Annotated in this window: 17 protein-coding genes; 12 read left to right on the top strand and 5 right to left on the bottom strand. The window is 70.6% G+C overall.

The window, feature by feature from the left end:
• Positions 1-2: 2 nt before the first annotated feature.
• On the top strand, positions 3-1,103 hold the full coding sequence (locus E8A49_RS22570; RefSeq protein ID WP_293386559.1) for a pyridoxal phosphate-dependent aminotransferase: 1,101 nt from the start codon (positions 3-5) through the stop codon (positions 1,101-1,103).
• Positions 1,104-1,115: 12 nt separating this feature from the next.
• Positions 1,116-2,774: an FAD-dependent oxidoreductase gene (locus E8A49_RS22565; RefSeq protein WP_293386558.1), complete on the top strand. Its 1,659-nt coding sequence runs from the start codon at positions 1,116-1,118 to the stop codon at positions 2,772-2,774.
• Between the two features lie 157 nt (positions 2,775-2,931).
• Here the strand turns inward: E8A49_RS22565 and E8A49_RS22560 are convergent, their stop codons facing one another.
• The gene (locus E8A49_RS22560) at positions 2,932-3,792 is read right to left on the bottom strand and encodes a pirin family protein (protein ID WP_293386557.1); all 861 of its coding nucleotides are present in this window, start codon (positions 3,790-3,792) and stop codon (positions 2,932-2,934) included.
• Positions 3,793-3,854: 62 nt separating this feature from the next.
• Here E8A49_RS22560 and E8A49_RS22555 point away from each other — a divergent pair, with 62 nt between their 5' ends.
• Both E8A49_RS22555 and E8A49_RS22550 read left to right on the top strand, forming a co-directional pair.
• A complete protein-coding gene (locus tag E8A49_RS22555) occupies positions 3,855-4,673 on the top strand; it encodes an acyl-CoA thioesterase II (RefSeq protein WP_293386556.1) in 819 nt (272 codons plus the stop codon).
• Positions 4,674-4,797: 124 nt separating this feature from the next.
• The gene (locus tag E8A49_RS22550; protein ID WP_293386555.1) at positions 4,798-5,802 is read left to right on the top strand and encodes a response regulator; all 1,005 of its coding nucleotides are present in this window, start codon (positions 4,798-4,800) and stop codon (positions 5,800-5,802) included.
• Here the strand turns inward: E8A49_RS22550 and E8A49_RS22545 are convergent.
• A complete protein-coding gene (locus tag E8A49_RS22545) occupies positions 5,799-7,067 on the bottom strand; it encodes a cytochrome P450 (protein WP_293386554.1) in 1,269 nt (422 codons plus the stop codon). The two genes, E8A49_RS22550 and E8A49_RS22545, sit on opposite strands and share 4 nt — an antisense overlap.
• 107 nt (positions 7,068-7,174) lie before the next feature.
• Between E8A49_RS22545 and E8A49_RS22540 the strand changes: the two genes are divergently transcribed.
• The 3 genes from E8A49_RS22540 to E8A49_RS22530 all read left to right on the top strand — a co-directional run bounded on the left by E8A49_RS22540 (position 7,175) and on the right by E8A49_RS22530 (position 11,470).
• Positions 7,175-7,993, top strand: coding sequence for an RNA methyltransferase (locus tag E8A49_RS22540; RefSeq protein ID WP_293386553.1), 819 nt, complete (start codon positions 7,175-7,177; stop codon positions 7,991-7,993).
• Between the two features lie 71 nt (positions 7,994-8,064).
• Positions 8,065-10,476, top strand: a complete 2,412-nt coding sequence (locus tag E8A49_RS22535; protein WP_293386552.1) for a PAS domain-containing hybrid sensor histidine kinase/response regulator — start codon at positions 8,065-8,067, stop codon at positions 10,474-10,476.
• Positions 10,477-10,579: 103 nt separating this feature from the next.
• Positions 10,580-11,470, top strand: a complete 891-nt coding sequence (locus E8A49_RS22530) for an SDR family oxidoreductase (protein WP_293386551.1) — start codon at positions 10,580-10,582, stop codon at positions 11,468-11,470.
• On the opposite strand, the gene E8A49_RS22525 is transcribed toward E8A49_RS22530, so the two are convergent.
• Together E8A49_RS22525 and E8A49_RS22520 are read right to left on the bottom strand one after the other, a co-directional pair.
• The gene (locus E8A49_RS22525) at positions 11,458-12,282 is read right to left on the bottom strand and encodes a class III extradiol ring-cleavage dioxygenase (RefSeq protein WP_293386550.1); all 825 of its coding nucleotides are present in this window, start codon (positions 12,280-12,282) and stop codon (positions 11,458-11,460) included. The two genes, E8A49_RS22530 and E8A49_RS22525, sit on opposite strands and share 13 nt — an antisense overlap.
• Before the next feature lie 5 nt (positions 12,283-12,287).
• Complete coding sequence (locus E8A49_RS22520; protein ID WP_293386549.1) at positions 12,288-12,845, bottom strand: NADPH-dependent FMN reductase; 558 nt, start codon at positions 12,843-12,845, stop codon at positions 12,288-12,290.
• Between the two features lie 112 nt (positions 12,846-12,957).
• Between E8A49_RS22520 and E8A49_RS22515 the strand changes: the two genes are divergently transcribed.
• Entirely contained in the window at positions 12,958-13,890 is a 933-nt protein-coding gene (locus E8A49_RS22515; protein WP_293386548.1) for a LysR family transcriptional regulator, read from the top strand.
• Here the strand turns inward: E8A49_RS22515 and E8A49_RS22510 are convergent.
• Complete coding sequence (locus E8A49_RS22510; protein WP_293386547.1) at positions 13,887-14,675, bottom strand: enoyl-CoA hydratase-related protein; 789 nt, start codon at positions 14,673-14,675, stop codon at positions 13,887-13,889. The two genes, E8A49_RS22515 and E8A49_RS22510, sit on opposite strands and share 4 nt — an antisense overlap.
• Before the next feature lie 58 nt (positions 14,676-14,733).
• Between E8A49_RS22510 and E8A49_RS22505 the strand changes: the two genes are divergently transcribed.
• The 4 genes from E8A49_RS22505 to E8A49_RS22490 form a co-directional block, all read left to right on the top strand.
• Positions 14,734-15,861 carry a ferritin-like domain-containing protein gene (locus tag E8A49_RS22505; RefSeq protein WP_293386546.1) on the top strand — a complete coding sequence of 376 codons (1,128 nt, stop codon included), beginning with the start codon at positions 14,734-14,736 and terminating at the stop codon, positions 15,859-15,861.
• Positions 15,862-15,931: 70 nt separating this feature from the next.
• Positions 15,932-16,957, top strand: coding sequence for an FAD-dependent oxidoreductase (locus E8A49_RS22500; protein WP_293386545.1), 1,026 nt, complete (start codon positions 15,932-15,934; stop codon positions 16,955-16,957).
• The gene (locus E8A49_RS22495; protein WP_293386544.1) at positions 16,954-18,123 is read left to right on the top strand and encodes an acyl-CoA dehydrogenase family protein; all 1,170 of its coding nucleotides are present in this window, start codon (positions 16,954-16,956) and stop codon (positions 18,121-18,123) included. The genes E8A49_RS22500 and E8A49_RS22495 overlap by 4 nt, the downstream gene beginning before the upstream one ends.
• Before the next feature lie 27 nt (positions 18,124-18,150).
• Positions 18,151-19,306 (top strand): DPP IV N-terminal domain-containing protein (locus E8A49_RS22490; RefSeq protein ID WP_293386543.1); only part of this gene is annotated, 1,156 nt, incomplete at its 3' end.

Below are 19,306 nucleotides of genomic sequence, written 5' to 3'. Positions count from 1 at the left end.
CGATGCGCTACGCCCGTATGCCGATCGAGGTGGAGAGCCCGGAGGAGTACGGCTACGCCCGCATCCGCTGGAACCTGTCGGAAAGCTCGGTGGCCGATCAGAAGCTGTCGGACCTGGGTCTGGCGATCCCCGACATGCCGCTGCTCTATGGTGAGCACCGGGGCCGGGCGCGGCTGCGCGAGCTGATCGCCGCCGAAGGCGCGGGCCTGAAGGCGGACGACGTGCTGGTGACGACGGGCGCGGCCGGGGCGCTGTTCATCGTGGCGACGTCGCTCTTGAGCGCCGACGACCATCTGGTGGTGGTCCGGCCCAACTACGCCACCAACCTGGAGACGCCGCGGGCCATCGGCTGCGCGGTGACCCATGTGGACCTGGCCTTCGAGGACGGCTTCCGCCTGGACCCGGAGAGGATCGCCGCGGCGCTGACGCCCAAGACCAGACTGGTCAGCGTCACCTGCCCGCACAACCCGACCGGCGTCATGCTGAGCGAGGCCGAACTGTGCGCCCTGGCGGAGATCACCGCCCGCCACGGCTGCCGCCTCTTGGTGGACGAGACCTATCGCGACCTGTCGTTCGCGGGGCCGCTGCCGCCGGCGGCGTCGCTGGGCGGCCATGTGATCAGCGTCGCCTCGCTCTCCAAGGCCTATGGCGTGCCGGGCATCCGCATCGGCTGGCTGGTCAGCCGCGATCCGGCGTTGCAGGAGATCTTCCTGGCCGCCAGCGAGCAGATCAGCATCTGCGGCAGCGTCATGGACGAGTGGGTGGCCGAGCAGATCCTGGAGAAGCGCCAGGCGATCCTGACGCCGCGCCTGGCCGAGATGCGCCGCCGGCTGGAGACGGTCGCCGCCTGGATGGCCGGCGAGGACCGCCTGGAGTGGGTGTGGCCGAGCGGCGGGGTGGTCTGCTTCCCGCGCATGGTCGGCGAGCCGGCGGGCGGGACCGAGGGCTTCTACCGCCGCCTGCTGGAGGATCACGGCGCCTATGTCGGGCCGGGCCATTGGTTCGAGCGGCCGGACAGTTATTTCCGGATCGGCTACGGTTGGCCGACGGCCGACGAGCTGGACGCCGGCCTGGCGGCCATCTCCGCGGCTCTTCGCGGATAGGACGCTTTACCGATGAGCCTGCTCGAGACCCGCCAGGCGCAGATGTTCCCGGTCCTCGACCCGGTCCAGGTCGAGACCGCGCGGCGGTTCGCCAGCGGGCCGCCGCGGGTCTTCCAGCCCGGCGAGCTGCTCTATGAGGTCGGCGAACGCAATGTGCCGTCCTGGCTCCTGCTGGAAGGCAATATCGCGATCACCCGCCATGACGGCCTGGGCCGCACGGAGGCGATGGTCGTGGAGCGTCCCGGCCAGTTCACCGGCGAGGTCAGCCAGCTGGCCGGGCGCGGCACCCTGGCGGCCGCCCGCGCCGGGCCGGACGGCGCGACCGCCCTGCCGTTCGATGCGGCGCACCTGCGCGCCTTGCTGATCGGCACGGCGGAGCTGGGCGAGACCATCATGCGCGCCCTGATCCTGCGGCGGATGAGCCTTCTGGAAGCCGGCGTCACCGGCGCGATCCTGGTGGGGCCGCCGGACCATCCGGACGTGGTGCGCCTGGAGGTCTTCCTGTCGCGTAACTCCTATCCGCACACGCTGCTGGATGTCCTGGGCGACGGCGAGGGCCACGCCCTGGTGGAGCGCATGGGAGTCGCGCCGGACGAGCTGCCGCTCATGATCTGCCCCAACGGGACAATCCTGCGCCGGCCCTCCAACGCCGAGGCGGCAAGCTGCCTGGGCATCCTGATCCCGCTGGTCCCCGGCAAGGTCTATGACGTGGCGGTGGTGGGCGCGGGGCCGGCGGGGCTGGCCACGGCGGTCTACGCGGCGTCCGAGGGCCTGTCGGTGCTGGCGCTGGACCAGCGGGCGACCGGCGGCCAGGCCGGCGCCTCGGCGCGGATCGAGAACTATCTGGGCTTCCCAACGGGCATCTCGGGCCAGGCGCTGGCCGGACGGGCCTGGAACCAGGCGCAGAAGTTCGGGGCTGAGATCGCCGTGCCCCTGGAGGTCACCCGCCTCGACTGCGACGCGTCCCGGGCGCCGGGCCAGCCTCTGCGCCTGGAGCTGGGCGACGGCGGCGCGGCCTTGGCGAAGACGGTGGTGATCGCCTCCGGCGCCCGCTACCGCCGCCCGGCCATCCCCAATATCGAGGAATTCGAGGGCGCCGGCGTCTCCTACTGGGCCTCGGCCGTGGAGGCGAAGCTCTGCGAGGGCGAGGAGGTGGCCCTGGTGGGCGGCGGCAACTCCGCGGGCCAGGCGGTGGTGTTCCTGGCGCCCAAGGTCGAGCGCCTCCACCTCATCGTCCGCGGGCCGGACCTGCGCGCCAGCATGTCGCGCTATCTGATCGACCGGATCGCGGCCCTGCCCAATGTGGAGCTGCATCCGCACACTGAGATCGTGGGGCTGGAGGGCGCCCGCAGCACGGGCCTGAGCGCCGCCATCTGCCGCCACCGCCAGACCGGCGAGGAGGTGAGGCGGACGCTGCGCCACCTCTTCCTGTTCATCGGCGCCGATCCCAACGCCGGCTGGTTGCAGGGCTGCGTGGAGACCGACGACAAGGGCTTCGTGGTCACCGGCGCCCAGGCTGGCCTTCCTCTGGAGACCGCCTTGCCCGGCGTGTTCGCCATTGGCGACGTGCGCGCGGGGTCCACCAAGCGGGTGGCCGCCGCAGTAGGCGAGGGCGCCGCGGTGGTGGCCCAGATTCACGCCTTCCTGGGCGGGCTGACCACCACGGCCTAGAGCTGGGGGTTCACCCTATCCCGCTCATCCCGGCGAAGGCCGGGATCCAGATGGGATGACGCACACGCGAACTCCATGCCCGCGGAGCCCATCCACCCCGCCATTCAGCCTTGGGATCTGGGTCCCGGCCTTCGCCGGGATGGGCGGCGGAGCGAGGCTAGGCGCTGACGTTGTCGAACAGGCCGGCGTTGTAGTCGCGGATGGCGTCGACGATCTCTTCACGGGTGTTCATCACGAAGGGGCCGTGGGTGAAGACCGGCTCGCCGATCGGCTCGGCGTGGCCGAACAGGACGACGGCGTCCTGCGTCGCCTCGATCTCCAGCACCTCGCCGTCCAGGTCGAACTCGGCGAGGTTCCAGGCTGGGATGTTTCCGCCGCCCGCCTTCACCGCGCCGCGCACGACGTAGAGGAAGATGTTGCGACCGGCGAGGGAGCCGAAGCCCGCCTTACCGCCGGCCTTGAGGTCCAGCGTGGTCATGAAGACCCCGGTCAGCGACGGGATCGGCCCGTGATGACCGCCCCAGGCGCCGGAGATCAGGTGCACGACGGCCCGGCCGTGATCCATGGGGATGGCCGGGATCTCGTTCGCCTGCACGCCCACATAGCGCGGCGGAGTCATCTTCAGGCGGCCGGGCAGGTTCACCCAGAGCTGCAGGATCTCCATCGGCCCGCCGGTGCGCTGGAAGTCCTCCGGCGAGACCTCTGCGTGGATCAGGCCGGAGCCGGCGGTCATCCACTGCACGCCGCCGGCGCGGATGATGCTCTCGTGGCCGGCCGAGTCGCGGTGCGCCAGCTCGCCCTCCACGATGAAGGTGACGGTCTCGAAGCCGCGGTGCGGGTGCGGCCCGAACGGCAGGCCGCGGTTACCGGGCGGATAGGTCTGCGGCCCGTGATGGTTCAGGAACAGGAAGGGATCGACCTGCTCGAGGCCCGGCCCCGGCACCGGCCGGCGCGTCACCAGGTCGGCGATGTCGTCGCGTTGCGCCCCGTGCAGGGCGATGAGGGTCTTGCCGGTCATGGGCTCCATATAGGGCCTTCGCCGGACTTGCGAAGCGGCGTCTTCCGGGGTCATGAAACCTCATGGACCGCTCCTTCTTCGACCTGCGCGCCACACACAACACGCACCGCTGGTTCATGCCGCTGACGCCGGACGTCTGTGTCGGACGGCCGGACGAGATGTTCATGTTCGGCGGCGTGGGCCTGGCCTCGGCCATCGCGGCCATGGAGCGCACCACCGGCCGGCCGCTGATCTGGGCCACGGCGCAGTACCTGTCCTACGCCAAGCCGCCCAGCGTGGTGGACCTCGACGTCTGGGTTCCGGTGAGCGGCAAGTACAACAGCCAGGCGCGGGTGGTCAGCCATGTGGGCGACAAGGAGATCCTGACGGTCAACGCCGCCCTGGGCGCGCGGCCGTCGGAGCTGTCGCAGCAGTGGTTGGCCATGCCGGACGTTCCGCCGCCGGAGGACTGCGAGCCCGCGGAGCACTGGCGCCAGGCCGGCTACGGCCTGCACAGCCGCATGGACATCCGGGTGGCCAAGGGCCGCTACGGCTTTGACCGGGCCGGCGCGCCTGAGGCGGACGGTCGGCTCCTGATCTGGGTGCGTCCGCGCGAACGGTTCGAGATCGACGCGCCCATGCTGGCGATCATCGCCGACCACGTGCCCTCGGGCATCGGCAACGCCCTGGGCCAGAACGCCGGCGGCAACAGCCTGGACAACACGCTTCGCATCCGCCGGATCGTGCCCACCGAATGGGTGCTGTGCGACATCCGCATCCTGGGCGTCCACGGCGGCTTCGGCCACGGCGCCATGTACCTGTTCGCCCAGGACGGCGAGCTGATGGCCACCGCCAGCCAGTCGCTGATCGTCCGCGTGCGGGAGAGCCTTGAAGACCGCTGAGCCGGCCAGCCCACGGCATTAACCGGACTTTGGCGAACCTCGGTCATCCTCTCGCGAAAAATCGAGGTGGGTGATGTTGGCGGATGGAATTTACGCGCGGTCGCGGGCCGCCGGGGCCGGTGGCGTGCGCGCCGCGGTTTCACAGCGGCTGGCGGTGGCGCTGGTCTTGCCGGCGGCCGCGGTGGGGACTCTGGCGCTCGGGGTCGCGCCGAACGCCCACGGGGCCGGGCGCTGGCTGGCCGCGGCCGCCATTCTCATCGTGGCCGCGAACACGGCGGTCAGCCTGATCGGAGCCCGGCGGGCCGCGCGGCGCCAGCGTCAGGTCGAGATCGCCGCCGCCCAGGCCCGCGACGCCATCGATGGCGCCGGCCGCACCATCCGCGCCGTCCTGGGCTGCGTGACGCAGGAGGCGCTGCCCGCCTTGGAGACGACGCTGTCGAAGATCGACGCCATGGCCTCCGACCGCCGGCTGTCGCCGTCGGTGCGCGGCCGTCTCAAGACCCTGCGCAGGTCGGGCGAAGGCGTGCAGGCGGTGCTGCAGGACCTCGCCGGGGCGCCGCTCGCCGAGGAACCGGCGTCCGAAGTGGCGGCCAGCGCACCGCAAGCCATCCCGGCTCCGGCGCCGGCCCCCGTGCCGGCTGAACCCGAAGCCGCGAACGAGGCGCCGGCCTTCCAGCCGGTGCGGCCGCTGCGCGTGCTGGCCGCCGAGGCCAATGGCGTGCACCAGCTGGTGCTGCGGACCCTGCTCGCCCAGATCGGCGTCGAGCCGGAGATCGTGGCCGAGGGCGCCGAGGTGATCGAGGCCTGGCGGCGCGAGCCTTGGGACTTGATCCTGATGGACCTGCAGGCGCCCCAGGTGGGCGGCCTCGCCGTGGCGCGCGCCATCCGCCTGGCGGAGATGCAGGCCGGCTGGACGGACACGCCGATCATGGGCCTGGCCTCCAAGCCCACGGCCAAGGATATCGCCGACTATGAGGCCGCGGGCGTCGGCCGCTGGGTGAGCAAGCCCCTGATGGGCGCCGAGCTCATCGAGGCCATCGAGGCGATCGTGGCCGCGCCGCCCGCCATGACGGAGACGCCCGCACCGTTCGCGCCGGCCTTCGTCCCGGCCTTCGCCAACGTGGCCTAGGCCCGCTTGGGGATCACCACCGGCAGGGTCTCGTAGCCCTTCACGAAGGCGGAATAGACCCGCTTGGGCTCGCCGGTGACCTCGATCACCGGGAAGCGCTTGAGGATCTCTTCCCAGATCACCTTGAGCTGCAGCTCGGCCAGGCGGTTGCCCACGCAACGGTGGATGCCGAAGCCGAAGGAGATGTGGTTCCGTGGCCGCTCGCGGTCGATGATGTAGTCGTTGGGCCGCTCGATGACCTCGTCGTCGCGGTTGCCCGAGACGTACCACATGATGACCTTGTCGCCCTTCTTGATGGTCTTGCCGCCGAACTCGATGTCCTGCAGGGCGCGGCGGCGCATGTGGGCCAGCGGGGTCTGCCAGCGGATGGTCTCGGAGACCATGGACGGGATCAGGCCCGGGTTCTCGCGCAGCTTCGCATACTGATCGGGGTTCTGGTTCAGCGCCAGGATCGAGCCGGATATGGTGTTGCGGGTGGTGTCGTTGCCGCCCACCGTGAGCAGCACGATGTTCCCGAAGAACTCGCGCGGCTCCATGTTCCGTGTCGCCTCGCCGTGCGCCAGCATGGAGACCAGATCGCCGGTGGGGTCGGCGTTCACCCGCTCGTTCCACAGCGCCGTGAAGTAGGCGTGGTACTCGATGAAAATCTGCATCTTCTGTTCGAAGCTGTCGATCAGCCCCTGGCCGGGGGCGGCGGTGACCACGTCGGACCAGTAGATCAGTTTGCGGCGGTCCTCCTGCGGCATGCCGAATAGGGTGGCCAGGGTCATCCCGGTCAGTTCCTTGGAGACCTTGTCGACCCAGTCGAACTCCTCGCCGATCGGCAGGCTGTCGAGGATCATCGCCGCGCGTTCGCGGATCAGCGGCTCCATGACCTGCAGGCTGGTGGGCGATACCGCGGGGCTCACGGTTTTCCGTTGAACATCGTGCCTCGGCGGGTCCATGGCGATGAACATCGGCAGCGGCCCTTCGCCGCCAGGCGGCTCGGCGATGGTGATGCCGCCCTCGGACGAGAACACCTGGTGATTGGTGTCCACCGCCATGATGTCGTTGTACTTGCTGATCGACCAATAGGGGCCGAACTCGTGTTCGCGGGTGTAGTGGACCGGGGCCTCGGCGCGCAGGCGCTCGAAGATCGGCCACATGGCGTCGGCCTGGAACAGCTCCGGCTGGGCGGGGTTCAAGTCCGCCAGCGGGGTCGCATAGATTTCCGCGCGGGCCTTCGCGCGGGCCTCAGCCAGATTCGCCTGATTGCCGTCCGCCATCTGAGTGTCCTCCGCAATTTAAGCATCGTATAGATTGCGGAGTGACGCCACTGTCAACTTTGCGATCCGGTTGGATCGTCCGCGCGCGCCGTGACAGAACCGACGGCATGCGCCCGCCGATCCAGATCGACGACCCCAACGATCCGCGCCTGGCCGCCTATCGCCAGGTGCGCGAGCGCGACCTGGTCGGGCGCGCCGGCGGCTTCATCGCCGAGGGCGTGGTGGTGCTGGAGAAGCTGGCGCGTAGCGGCCGCCACCGGTTGGACTCCGTGCTGATGGCGGACAAGCGGATCGAGGCGCTCGCGCCCCTGCTGGCCGAACTCGCGCCCGAGGTCGCCGTCTATGCGGCGGGGCAGGCGGTGATGGACGCGGTGGCGGGCTTCCACATCCATCGCGGCGTGCTGGCGGCGGGCGTGCGCGGCGCGCCCGACCTCGACGCCCTGCTGGCCGGCCTGCCGGCTGAGGCCGTGGTGGTGGGCCTGGTCGGGATCGCCAACCACGACAACATGGGTGGCCTGTTCCGCAACGCCGCGGCCTTCGGCGCCGAGGCGGTGCTGCTCGACGAGACCTGCTGCGACCCGCTCTACCGCAAGGCGATCCGGGTCTCGGTGGGCGCGGCGCTCACCCTGCCGTTCGCCCGGGCCGGCTCGGCGGAGGCGATGGCGGCGCGGCTGGCGGCCGAGGGCTTCGACCTCGTGGCCTTGTCGCCACGCGGGGCGATGGAACTGGACGAGATCGACGCCGCGCCGCGGACGGCCGTCCTGTTCGGCGCCGAAGGACCCGGCCTGCCGGCCTCGGTGATGGCCCGGGCGCGGACCGTCCGCATCGCCATGGCGGGCGGCTTCGACTCCCTCAACGTCGCCACGACCAGCGGCATCGTCTTACACCGAATGGTTGCAAATAAGCGTCGGCTAGCCTGCATTTAGAGCCCTTTTCTTAACTTCCGGAGGGCAGGGTCTTTCCCACGATGGGGCGAACCCCACGGGCGGGAGGGAACATGGCCGGCGCCGGTCGCATGAGCACGCCGAGCAGCCTCGACCAGTCGAGGCCGGTGTTCGAGCGCGCGCAGCGCCTGGCGCGCAGCCTGTTCAGCGGCGTGGACGCCGCCGTGGTGCTGGTGGACGGCGGCGACGCCTGGCGCAGCAACGATGGCGGCGGCGTCGCGCCCAAGGACGCGCCGGTGGCCTCCATCGCCGTCGAGCGCAACGAACTCATCTGGATCGGCGACGCCAGCCAGGATCCGCGCTTCGCCGAACGGTCCAACGTCAAGGGCCCGCCCTATCTGCGCCTCTACGTGGCCGCGCCGATCCGGCTGGAGGACGGCTCCGTCCCGGGCGTCTTCGCCGTGGCCGGCAGCCGGGCGCTGGCCTACGACGCCGACCTTGCCGCGCGCCTGCAGGACCTGGCCGACTTCGTGGCCGACGAGTGGAGTCGGGTGCAGTCGAAGGCCGCCCGCGAGACCGCGGTGCGCGAGAGCGACGTGGCCCAGCGCATGGTGGCCCAGATCATCGACACCGCGCCGCTGTCGCTCCTGATGACCGACACGGCCATGCAGGTGGTCTCGGCCAGTCCACGCTGGATCGAAAGCCGCCAGCTGATCGGCCAGGCGGTGGTCGGCCGCTCGCTCTACGATCTCTTCCCGAACTCGCACGCCAAGTGGCGCCCGGTCTACGACCGCTGCCTGGCCGGCGAGTCGGTGCATGCCGACCGCGTCGAGCTGACCCTGCCCGACGGGACGGTGATCTGGCTGCAGGTGGAGCTGACGCCCTGGCGCGATGGCGCGGGCGAGATTGGCGGCTTGATCATCAGCTCGCACGACGTCACCAACATGGTCGAGGCCCTGGAGCGCACCGAGCGCTCCGAGGAACGGCTGCGGCTGGCCATGGAGATCGCCGACATCCATGTGTGGGAGCTCGACTACCGCCGCCGCGAACTGATCAAGGTGGGCGCGGAAGCCAATTTCTTCACCGAGCCCTCGACCTACGAAGAGCTGACCCGCGACATCTGGTCCACAACCGATCCGCGAGACCTGCCCGACGTCAAGGCTGCCTGGGACCGCCATTGCAAGGACGGCGCACCCTACCGGCCCGAGTATCGGATCCGCCGTTCGGACGACAGGGAAGTCTGGGTGCAGGGCGCGGTGCGCTACTTGACCGACGAGGACGGCCGGCCGCTGCGCATGGTGGGCGCGCTCCAGAACATCACTGACCGCAAGGCCTCCGAGCGGGCGCTGGTGCAGGCCAAGGAGGAGGCGGAGTCCGCCACCCGCGCCAAGAGCGCCTTCCTGGCCACCATGAGCCACGAGATCCGCACGCCGCTCAACGGAGTGTTGGGCATGGCCCAGGCCATGGCCATGGGCGAAGTCACGGATCAGCAGCGCGAGCGGCTGGACGTCATCCGCCAGTCGGGCGAGAGCCTGCTGGCCATCCTCAACGACGTGCTCGACCTTTCCAAGATCGAGGCCGGCAAGCTGGAGCTGGAACAGGCCGAATTCGACATCAGCGAGCTGGCGCGCGGCGCGCACGCGACCTTCGCCGCCACCGCCCAGGCCAAGGGCTTGTCCTTCGAGCTGAAGGTCGACCGCGCGGCGCGCGGCGTCTACGTGGGCGACAGCGTCCGGGTGCGCCAGATCCTCTATAATCTGGTCTCCAACGGGCTGAAGTTCACCGAGACCGGCGGGGTGAAGGTGGCCGTGGGCCGCAAGGGCGGGACGCTGTCCATCGCCGTCGCCGACACGGGTATCGGCGTCGCGCCGAGCAAGCTCGCCAGCCTGTTCCAGAAGTTCGAGCAGGCCGACGCCTCGACGACCCGGCGCTATGGCGGCACGGGCCTCGGCTTGGCCATCTGCCGCGATCTGGCCGAGCTGATGGGCGGCGGGGTCAGCGCCGAAAGCACGCTGGGCGAGGGCGCGACCTTCACCGTCGAGCTGCCGCTGAAGCGGGTGGCCGCCGCGCCGTCGCGTCCGGTCCCGCAGGCCGCCGAGGTCCGCGAGCCTGTGGCCGGCGTCGCGATCCGACTACTGGCCGCCGAGGACAACGGCATGAACCAGCTGGTGCTGCGCACCCTGCTGCAGCAGGTGGGCGTCGAGCCGGTGATCGTCGGCAACGGCCGCGAGGCCGTCGAGGCCTGGTCGCGCGAGCCCTGGGACCTGATCCTGATGGACGTGCAGATGCCGGAGATGGACGGGCCCACCGCCACCGGCGTGATCCGCGCCCGCGAACGCGCCGAGGGCCGGCCGCGGACGCCGATCGTGGCGCTCACCGCCAACGCCATGAGCCACCAGGTTGCGGAATACCTGCGCACGGGTATGGACGCCTTCGTCGCCAAGCCCATTGAAGCCGCGCGCCTCTACGCGGTCATCCAGAGCGCCCTTGAGCGCGGCCAGGGCGCCGAGACGGCCGCCGCTTAGGCCTCGGCCATCCTGTTAGCAGTCTTAATAGGATGACCTCACGGCTTTACGGGGATAGGCGGCGCGTGGAGTCTGGGCTCCGATAGGGCTCGGAGACTTTGCCATGCGCGTATTCCTGACCGGTGCCACGGGGTTCATGGGCTCGGTGATCATCGAGGAGCTCAGGGCAGGCGGGCACGAGGTCGTGGGTCTGGCGCGCAGCGACGCAGCCGCCGCGACCCTGGCGGGCTGGGGCGTCGAGGCGCGGCGCGGCGACGTCGCCGATCCGGAGGGCCTGGCGGAGGCCGCCCGCGCCAGCGACGGCGTCATCCACTGCGCCTTCGGCCACGACTTCACGAAATACTTCGAGGCGGGCGAGGCCGATCTGCGCGCCGTGGGCGCGATGGCCGAGGCCCTGGCGGGCTCCGGCAAGCCGTTCGTGGTGACCTCAGGCCTGACGGCGCATACGCCGGGGCGGCCGTCCACCGAGACGGACCCCGCCGACGTCGAAGGCATGACCGCCGTCCGCGGCCGTCCGGAGGCGCTCGCGCTATCCTTCAGCAAGAAGGGCGTGCGCTCGGTTGTCGTGCGCCTGCCGCCATCGGTGCACGACGCGCCCGGCCAAGGGCTGGTGTCGCTGCTGATCCAGCAGGCGCGGCAGACCGGCCTGTCGGCCTATGTGGGCGAGGGCGCCAACCGCTGGCCGGCGGTGCATCGCCGCGATGCGGCGCGGCTGTTCCGGCTCGGGCTCGAACGCGGCGAGCCGGGTCAGCGGCTGCACGCGGTCGCGGAGGAGGGCGTCACCGTCCGGTCCATCGCCGAGGGCATCGGCCGGAAGCTCGGCCTGCCGGTCCGCGGCCTCGATACCGAGGAAGCGGCCGCCCACTTCGGGTTCCAGGCTTTCTTCGCGGGCAACGACCTTCCGGCGTCCAGCGCGCTGACCCGGGAGAGCCTGGGCTGGGCGCCGACGCAGCACGGCCTGCTGGCGGGCCTGGCGGGCGACTACCTGCCCTGAGCGTCGGGCGCCAGGCCGCGTTCCCCGAAGGCGTAGCCGCTGATCGTCACGTCCATGGCGATGTCGCGGAAGGCCAGGCGGCCGGGCTCGCCCTCGGCCGCGCCGGCGGCCACGAACAGGGGCACCAGGTGTTCTTCGCGCGGATGGGCCTCGCGGGCGTGGGGGCCGTCGGTCCAATGGCTCAAGGCCTCGTCGCGGGTGGCGGGATCTGTCACGGCGCGCTCCAGCCAAGCGTCGAAGGCCTGCGACTTGGCGGTGAAGGCCGGGGAGAAGCCGCGCATGTTGTGCCAGCTCATCCCCGAACCCAGGATCAGCACGCCCTCGTCGCGCAGGGGCGCGAGCGCCCGGCCGGCGGCCAGGTGCGCCCGTGGGTCGAGATCGTGGCGCAGGGAGAGCTGCACCACCGGGATATCGGCGTCCGGAATCGAGAGCAGCAGCGGCACGAAGACCCCGTGGTCGTAGCCGCGCCGGTCGTCCTGCGCCGTCGGGAAGCCGGCCGCGCCGAGGAGCTCGCGCACCCGCGCCGCCAGCGCCGGCGACCCCGGCGCGTCGAAGCGGAGGCGGTAGGTCTCCTCCGGAAAGCCGTAGTAGTCGAACAGCATCGGCGGTTTCGGCGAAGCGCCGACGGTGAAAACCGGCTCCTCCCAGTGTCCGGAGACCACCAGGATCGCCTTGGGCCGCTCGGGCAGGTCCGCCACCAGGCCTTTGAGCCAGGCGGCGGTCTTGTCCCAGGTGTCCGCCGGTCCGCGGGTCCAGTCCATGAAGAAGCAGGGCCCCGCGCCATGCGGGATGAAGACGGTGGGCAGGGTCATGGCCGTTAGGTCAGGTGCCTGTCGATGCCGTCGGCGAAGGTCTGGGCGAAGCCGGTCAGGAACTCGCGCGAGGCCTCATTGGCGAGTTCGCCGTTCTCATCGAACAGGGAGGCGACGCCGCCGACATAGGTCTCCGGCTGGTTCACCGTCGGCATGTTCAGGAACACCATCGACTGGCGCAGATGGTGATAGGCGCCGAAGCCGCCGATGGCGCCGGGCGAATTGCTGACCACCGCCGACGGCTTGCCGTTCCAGACGCTGTGGCCGTAGGGGCGCGAGCCCACATCGATCGCGTTCTTCAGCACGCCGGGGATCGAGCGGTTGTACTCCGGCGTAACGAACAGCACCGCGTCGGCGGCGCGCACCTTGTCGCGGAAGTCGACCCACTCCTGCGGCGGGGTCTGTTCCAGATCCTGGTTGAAGAACGGCAGCTGGCCGATCTCGACGAAGTCGAAGGTCAGGTTGGCGGGCGCGACGGCGGCGATCGCCTTGGCGAGCTTACGGCTGAAGGACTCTTTGCGGAGGCTGCCGACGATGACGGCGACGGTGCGGTTTTGGGCCATGGGACACGCTCCTTGGGGTTGGCGAACGGACAGATGCGCCAACCCTGAAGCGTTGATAATCCGGGCCGTTCGCATAAGTATGTTTCCGATAAGGAACGAATTTGAGGCTGTCTTGGATCGGTTTGACGAGATCAGCGCCTTCGCCGCGGTGGCCGACGCGCGCAGCTTCACGCAAGGCGCGCGGCGGCTGGGGGTCTCCAGCGCCCAGGTCTCCAAGCTGGTGGCGCGGCTGGAGAACCGGCTGGGCGCGCGGTTACTGAACCGCACCACCCGCGACGTTTCGCTCACCGACACCGGCCGCGCCTATCTGGAGCGCGCGCGGGCCCTGCTGGACGACTTCGAGACCCTGGAGAGCTCGGTGCGCGACCAGAGCGGGCCGCGCGGCCTCCTGAAGGTCTCCGCGCCGGTCTCCTTCGGCGTCAACCAGCTGACGCCGGCCCTGCTCGACTTTGCGGCAGCCTATCCGGAGGTCTCGCTGGACGTCTCCGCGACCGACCGGATGGTCAATCTGGTGGAGGAAGGCTTCGACGTCGGCGTGCGGATCGGCCTGCTGGCCGATTCCTCGGTGATCGCGCGCAAGCTGGCGGCGGTCAGGATGATCACCTGCGCCTCGCCCGACTATCTGCAGGGGGCCGGCGCGCCGGCGACGCCGGGCGACTTGGCCAGGCACGAGGCGATCCTCGACAACAACATGCGCGACCCCACGATCTGGAGCTACGACGGCCAGGGCGATCACTATGAGGTGCGGGTGCAGGGCCGGCTGAAGTTCGGCGGCGCCGACGCCTGCGTGGCGGCGGCGCGGCGCGGGCTTGGGATCACGCGGACCCCGGCCTTCGCGGCGGCCGACGACCTGCGCGCCGGGCGGCTGATCCCGCTGCTCTGCGCCTACGAGCCGCAGGTGATCCATGTGCACGCGGTCTATCCGCACGCCCGCCACCTGGCGGCCAAGGTGCGGGCCTTCGTGGACTTCCTGGCGCAGCGCTACGCCGGTGAGCCCGACTGGCACCTGGGCTGGGGCGAGGCGAAGACGGGCGCCGGCGCCTAGCCCTTCTTCGCCGCCGCCCGTGCGGCCAGGAAGCGGGTCAGGGCGGTCTTGGGCTCATCGCCGGTCCAGGCGTCCTCGAAGGCGTCGACGCCGGCGGCGATGGCCTCGGTCGGCGACAGGTCCTCCCAGGCGCGGATCAGCGCCTTCTGGATCTGCACCGCGCGCGGCTCGGCCTCCAGCAGCTTGTCCAGCAGGTCTTCCACGGCGGCGAACAGCAGGGCCGGCGGATGGGTCTCCTCCACCAGGCCCCAGGCCAGGGCCTCGGCCGCGCCGAAGGTCTCGCCGGTCATCAGGATGCGCCGGGTGCGGCCCCAGCCGATCAGCGAGGGCAGCAGCGCGGCCTCCACCACCGAGGGCAGGCCCAGCTTCACCTCCGGCATGCCAAACTGCGCGCCCTCCGCCGCCAGGCGCATGTCGCAGGCCGCGGCGACCTCCAGGCCCGCGCCCAGGCACCAGCCGTTGATCGCCGCGATCACCGGCGCCGGCGTGTCGCGGATCGCCCGGCAGCAGCCGTGCACCTTTTCGATGAAGGCGCGCGCGGCCTTGGGCCCGGAGAGCCCCGCCATCTCGTCGATATTGGCCCCGCCGATGAAGGCCTTGTCGCCCGCGCCGGTGAGCACGACTGCGCGCAGGGCCAGGTCCGCGGCCAGGCCGTGGAACAGGTCGGTGAACTGGCCCATCACCGCTGAGGTGAGGCTGTTCAGCTTGGCCGGGTTGTCGACGCAGACGAAGGCGATGCGCCCGCGCGCGTGCTGCTCGTAACGAACCGTGACGTGAGGGATCATTGTTCAGTTAGCCGTTTGGTGCTCTCCTGCCACCAACCAGAAGGACGGAGGAAACACCATGGCCGACGGCAATATCACCAAGGATATCCTGTACGACGCCGTCGCGCCCAACGACTTCGAATCCATGCTGGAGCTTGACCGCTACAACGCCCGTTCCACCGCCTTCGACAAGATCATCTCGGCGACCCACGACCATTTCTGGGATCCGCTGGACGCCAAGTACATCGACTTCTCCGCCCCCTGGGACATGGAGAACGATCCCCTGCTGCCCGACGACCAGGTGCTGAGCCTTGGCGTGCCCTATGTGCTGAACCATCTGGAGAAGACCGGCCAGAAGGCCCGGTTCATCAACGAGATGTCGCTTTGGAACTTCTCCTCGATCCTGCACGGCGAGCAGGGCGCGCTGAACCTCTCGGCCAGCCTCTGCCATGTGCTGAAGGACCAGGGCGCGCAGGAATACGCCGCCAACCAGACCCGCGAGGAAGCCCGCCACGTCACCGCTTTCGCCCGCTACATCAAGGCCCGCTGGGGCCGGCCGCGGCCGTGCGGGGCGGTGCTGCAGCAACTGCTAGTCGACATCATTGCCGCGCCCGAGGTCTACAAAAAGATCATCGGCATGCAGATGCTGGTGGAGGGCCTGGCCATGGGGGCCTTCGCCACCGGCTTCCAGTACAACCGCGACCCGCTGGCCCGGCAGCTGTTCCAGCTGGTGATGACCGACGAGGCCTTCCACCACAAGTTCGGGAAGATCTGGGCCGACCGCACCATCCCCAGGATGACCCAGGAGGAGCGCGAGACGGTCGAGGACTGGGCCGCCCACTGCTTCCAGTCCCTGCTGTTCAACATGGGCAATCCGGTGCAGCAGGCGGGCGTCTACCGCGACTTCGGCATGGACCCGGACCTGGTGCTGGCCGGGGTGCGCGAGATCATCCAGAACGACGACGCGCGGCGCGAGCGGCTGAAGAGTCAGACCAACATCTTCCGTGTGCTGATCAAGACCCTGTTCAACGCCGGCCTGATCACCGACCGCACGCGGGCCTTCTACGCCACCTACGTCGACATGGACGAGCTGAAGGCCGAGGGCGACAAGATGGTCGGCGACGACATCGCCGAGGCGGGCATCAAGTACCTCCAGGAGATCAACTTCAAGGACCGCGCCCGGACGGTCAGCCTCGCCGCCGAATAGGCGCGGACGGCCCAATCTTCGCGGCGCGGGTTCCGCTTGATTTTCCGACGGCGGACGGCTCGTTAGGGGCATGAGCCGGGGCGCGAGCGTGATCGTGGCGGGGGCGGGCGCGCTGGGCCTGAGCTGCGCCCTGGCCCTGGCCGACGCCGGTTGTTCGGTGACCCTGTGCGATCCCCTGGACGCGCCGCAGGCCTCGGCGGTGGCGGCCGGCATGCTGGCGCCGGTGTTCGAGGTGGTGCTTGACGGTGGCGGCGAGGCCGACCTCGCCCTGCTGCTGTCGGCGCGCAATCTCTGGCCGGCGTTGGCGGCGTCCTCGGGCGTGATCCTCGATAGGGCAGGGACCGCCGCCGTGGGGCCGGAGGCCTGGCTCGCCGAGGTGCGGGCGCGGCTTCTCGGCTTCGGCCTGCGCGGCGTGGAGCTGCCCCGGACGATGCTGGACGAGATGACCCCAGGCGTCGCGCCGGGCCTGCGGGCTCTACTGGTGCGCGAGGACTGGCGGCTGGAGCCGCGCGCCGCGCTGGCGGCCCTGCGCGCTGCGGCGCAGGCGGCGGGCGTCCAGTTCCGGGCCGAGACGGTGCGCGAGCGCGGCGCGGCGGACTGGCTGGTGGCGGCGACCGGCGCGGCACGGGACCTGGCGCCGGAGCTCTCCCGCCTGGCCCCGATCAAGGGCCAGATCCTGCGCTACCCCGGTGTGCGCGGCGGGGCGGTCAGCCTACGCAGCGAGGGCGCGTACGCGGTTCCGGGTGAGGGCGGCTTGGCCCTCGGCGCCACCATGGAGGCCGGCCGCGCCGACACTGCGGTCGACCGGACGAGCGCCGCGCCCCTGGTCCGCGCGGGCGAGGCCCTGTTGCCCGGGCTCGCCGGGGCCGCTTTCGAGATATCCGCAGGCGTACGCGCCGCGACCCCGGACGGCTTGCCCCTGGTCGGCCCTTCGCGGGAGCCGGGCGTGATCGTGGCGGCGGGGGCGCGGCGCAACGGCTGGCTGCTCGCGCCGCTCGTCGCCCAGGTGGTGACGGCCCACGTCACGGGACGCGATCCCGGCCCCTATGCGGCGCGGCTCGATCCTGCGAGGTTCGCCGCCGGGGAGACGGCATGACGGCCTATGGATTCACCGACGAACAGCAGGCGATCCGCGAGGGCGTCTTGCGCCTCTGCGCCCGCTTCGATGCCGACTACTGGCGGCGCACCGACGAGACCGGCGTCTTCCCGGAGGACTTCGTGGCGGCGATGGCCGAGGCGGGCTGGCTGGGCGCGGCCATGCCCGTGGACCTGGGCGGCTCGGGCCTGGGGCTGACCGAGGCGGCCATCGCCATGCAGGCAGTGACCGAGAGCGGCGCGGGTTTCTCCGGCGCCAGCGCCCTGCACCTCAACATCTTCGGCCCCATGCCGGTGGCGAAGTTCGGGTCCGAGGCGATGAAGCGCCGGGCGATCCCGCGGCTGATCTCCGGCGAGGACAAGCTCTGCATCGGCATCACCGAGCCGGACGCGGGCCTCAACACCACCAGCCTGACCACCAAGGCCGTCCGCACCAACGACGGCTATGTGCTCTCGGGCCGCAAGGTGTGGACGACCAGCGCCCAGCGGGCGAACAAGATCCTGATCATCGCCCGCACCACGCCGCGAGATCAGGTGAAGAAGGCCACCGAGGGCCTCAGCCTCTTCTACACCGACTTCGACCGCAGCCGGATCACGGCCACGCCGATCCCCAAGATGGGCCGCAAGGCGGTGGAGTCCAACTCGGTGTTCATCGACAACCTGCCGGTCCCGGCCGAGGACCTGGTCGGCGAGGAAGGGCGCGGCTTCTACTACCTGCTGGAGGGGCTGAACCCCGAGCGGGTGCTGTTCGGCGCCGAGGCCGTGGGCCTGGGCCGCGCGGCGCTGAAGCGGGCCAGCGCCTACGCCAAGGAGCGGATCGTCTTCGACCGGCCGATCGGCCAGAACCAGGGCGTGGCGCACCCGCTGGCTCGCGCCTGGATCGAGCTGGAGGCGGCCAATCTGATGGCGTTTAGGGCTGCGGCCCTGTTCGACGCCGGCCAGGACTGCGGAGCCGAGGCCAACGCCGCCAAATACCTGGGCGGCGAGGCGGGTTTCCATGCCTGCGAAACCGCCATCTTCACCCTGGGCGGCATGGGCTACGCCAAGGAGTTCGACGTGGAGCGCTACTTCCGCGAGTCGATGATCGCCCGCCTGGCGCCGATCAGCCGCGAGATGGTGTTCAACTTCATCGCCGAGCGCGTGCTGGGCCAGCCGAAGAGCTATTGAGGTTCAAGACGTAAGGGGGATTTCTGGATGAAAGCGTTTCTGATGGCGGCCGCCGCCGCGAGCGTCCTGCGCGCGGCCGCCGCGCACGCCGCACCCGCGCCGGCGATGGATGGCTTCAGCGTTCGGGACGCCATCGCCTATCCCTTCACCCTCGGCCTGGTCAGCGCGCAAAACGCCGACCGCATCGCCTGGGTGCGCGACGTCAAGGGCGTTCGCAACGTCTGGGCCGCCGAGGGGCCGGACTTCACGCCGAAGCCGGTGACGCAGTTCACCGAGGACGACGGCCAGGAGTTGACGGGGCTCACCTTCTCGCCGGACGGCAAGACCCTGGTCTTCGTGCGCGGCGGCGACCATGACGCCAACTGGCCGGCGGCCGGCAACTTGGCGCCCGATCCCGCGGGCGGGCCGGCCGAGCCCAAGGTGACGCTTTGGCTGGCCGACCCGACCGGAGCCCGGCCCGCGGCGAAGATCGTCGAGGGCGACGAGCCGGCGGTCTCCGCGCGCGGCGAGCTGGCCTATGTGAAGGACGGCGCGGTCTGGACCGCCAAGCTGGACGGAACGGGCGCCAAGAAGCTGTTCTTCGACCGCGGCAAGGATAGCGAGCTCGCTTGGTCGCCGGACGGCTCGAAGCTCGCCTTCTCTTCCCTGCGCGACGGCGACCATGGCTTCGTCGGCATCTTCTCCGGCGAGACCCAGCCGATCGAATGGCTTGCGCCCTCCACGGGGATCGACCGCGAGCCGGTCTGGTCGCCGGACGGGACGCGCATCGCCTACACCCGCCAGCCCGGCCGTGGCGGCGCGCCGCAGCCGATCCTCGCCCGCGAGCCGCGCCCCTGGGCGATCTGGACGGCGGAGGTGGCGACCGCGGCGGGCCATCGGGTCTGGAAGAGCCCGGACACCCTGCATGGTTCCTATCCGGACGTGGCGGGGCAGGCGAACCTGGCCTGGGCTGGAAACGGCGCGCTGACCTTCCTTTCAGAGGCCGACAACTGGCCGCACCTCTATGCTGTCCCGGCGGCGGGCGGCGAGGCCAGGCTGCTGACACCCGGCGCCTTCATGGTCGAGCACATCGCCGCAAGCCGAGACGGCAAGGCCATCGTCTACTCCGCCAACACCGGCAAGGACCCCGACGACAACCAGCGCCGCCACCTGTTCCGGGTCTCGGTTGACGGTGGCGCGCCGG

It is taken from the genome of Phenylobacterium sp. (assembly GCF_004799515.1).
GTDB lineage: Bacteria > Pseudomonadota > Alphaproteobacteria > Caulobacterales > Caulobacteraceae > Phenylobacterium.
The sequence above is the reverse complement of the archived record's forward strand: the minus strand, read 5'-3'. Positions and strand labels throughout refer to the sequence as shown.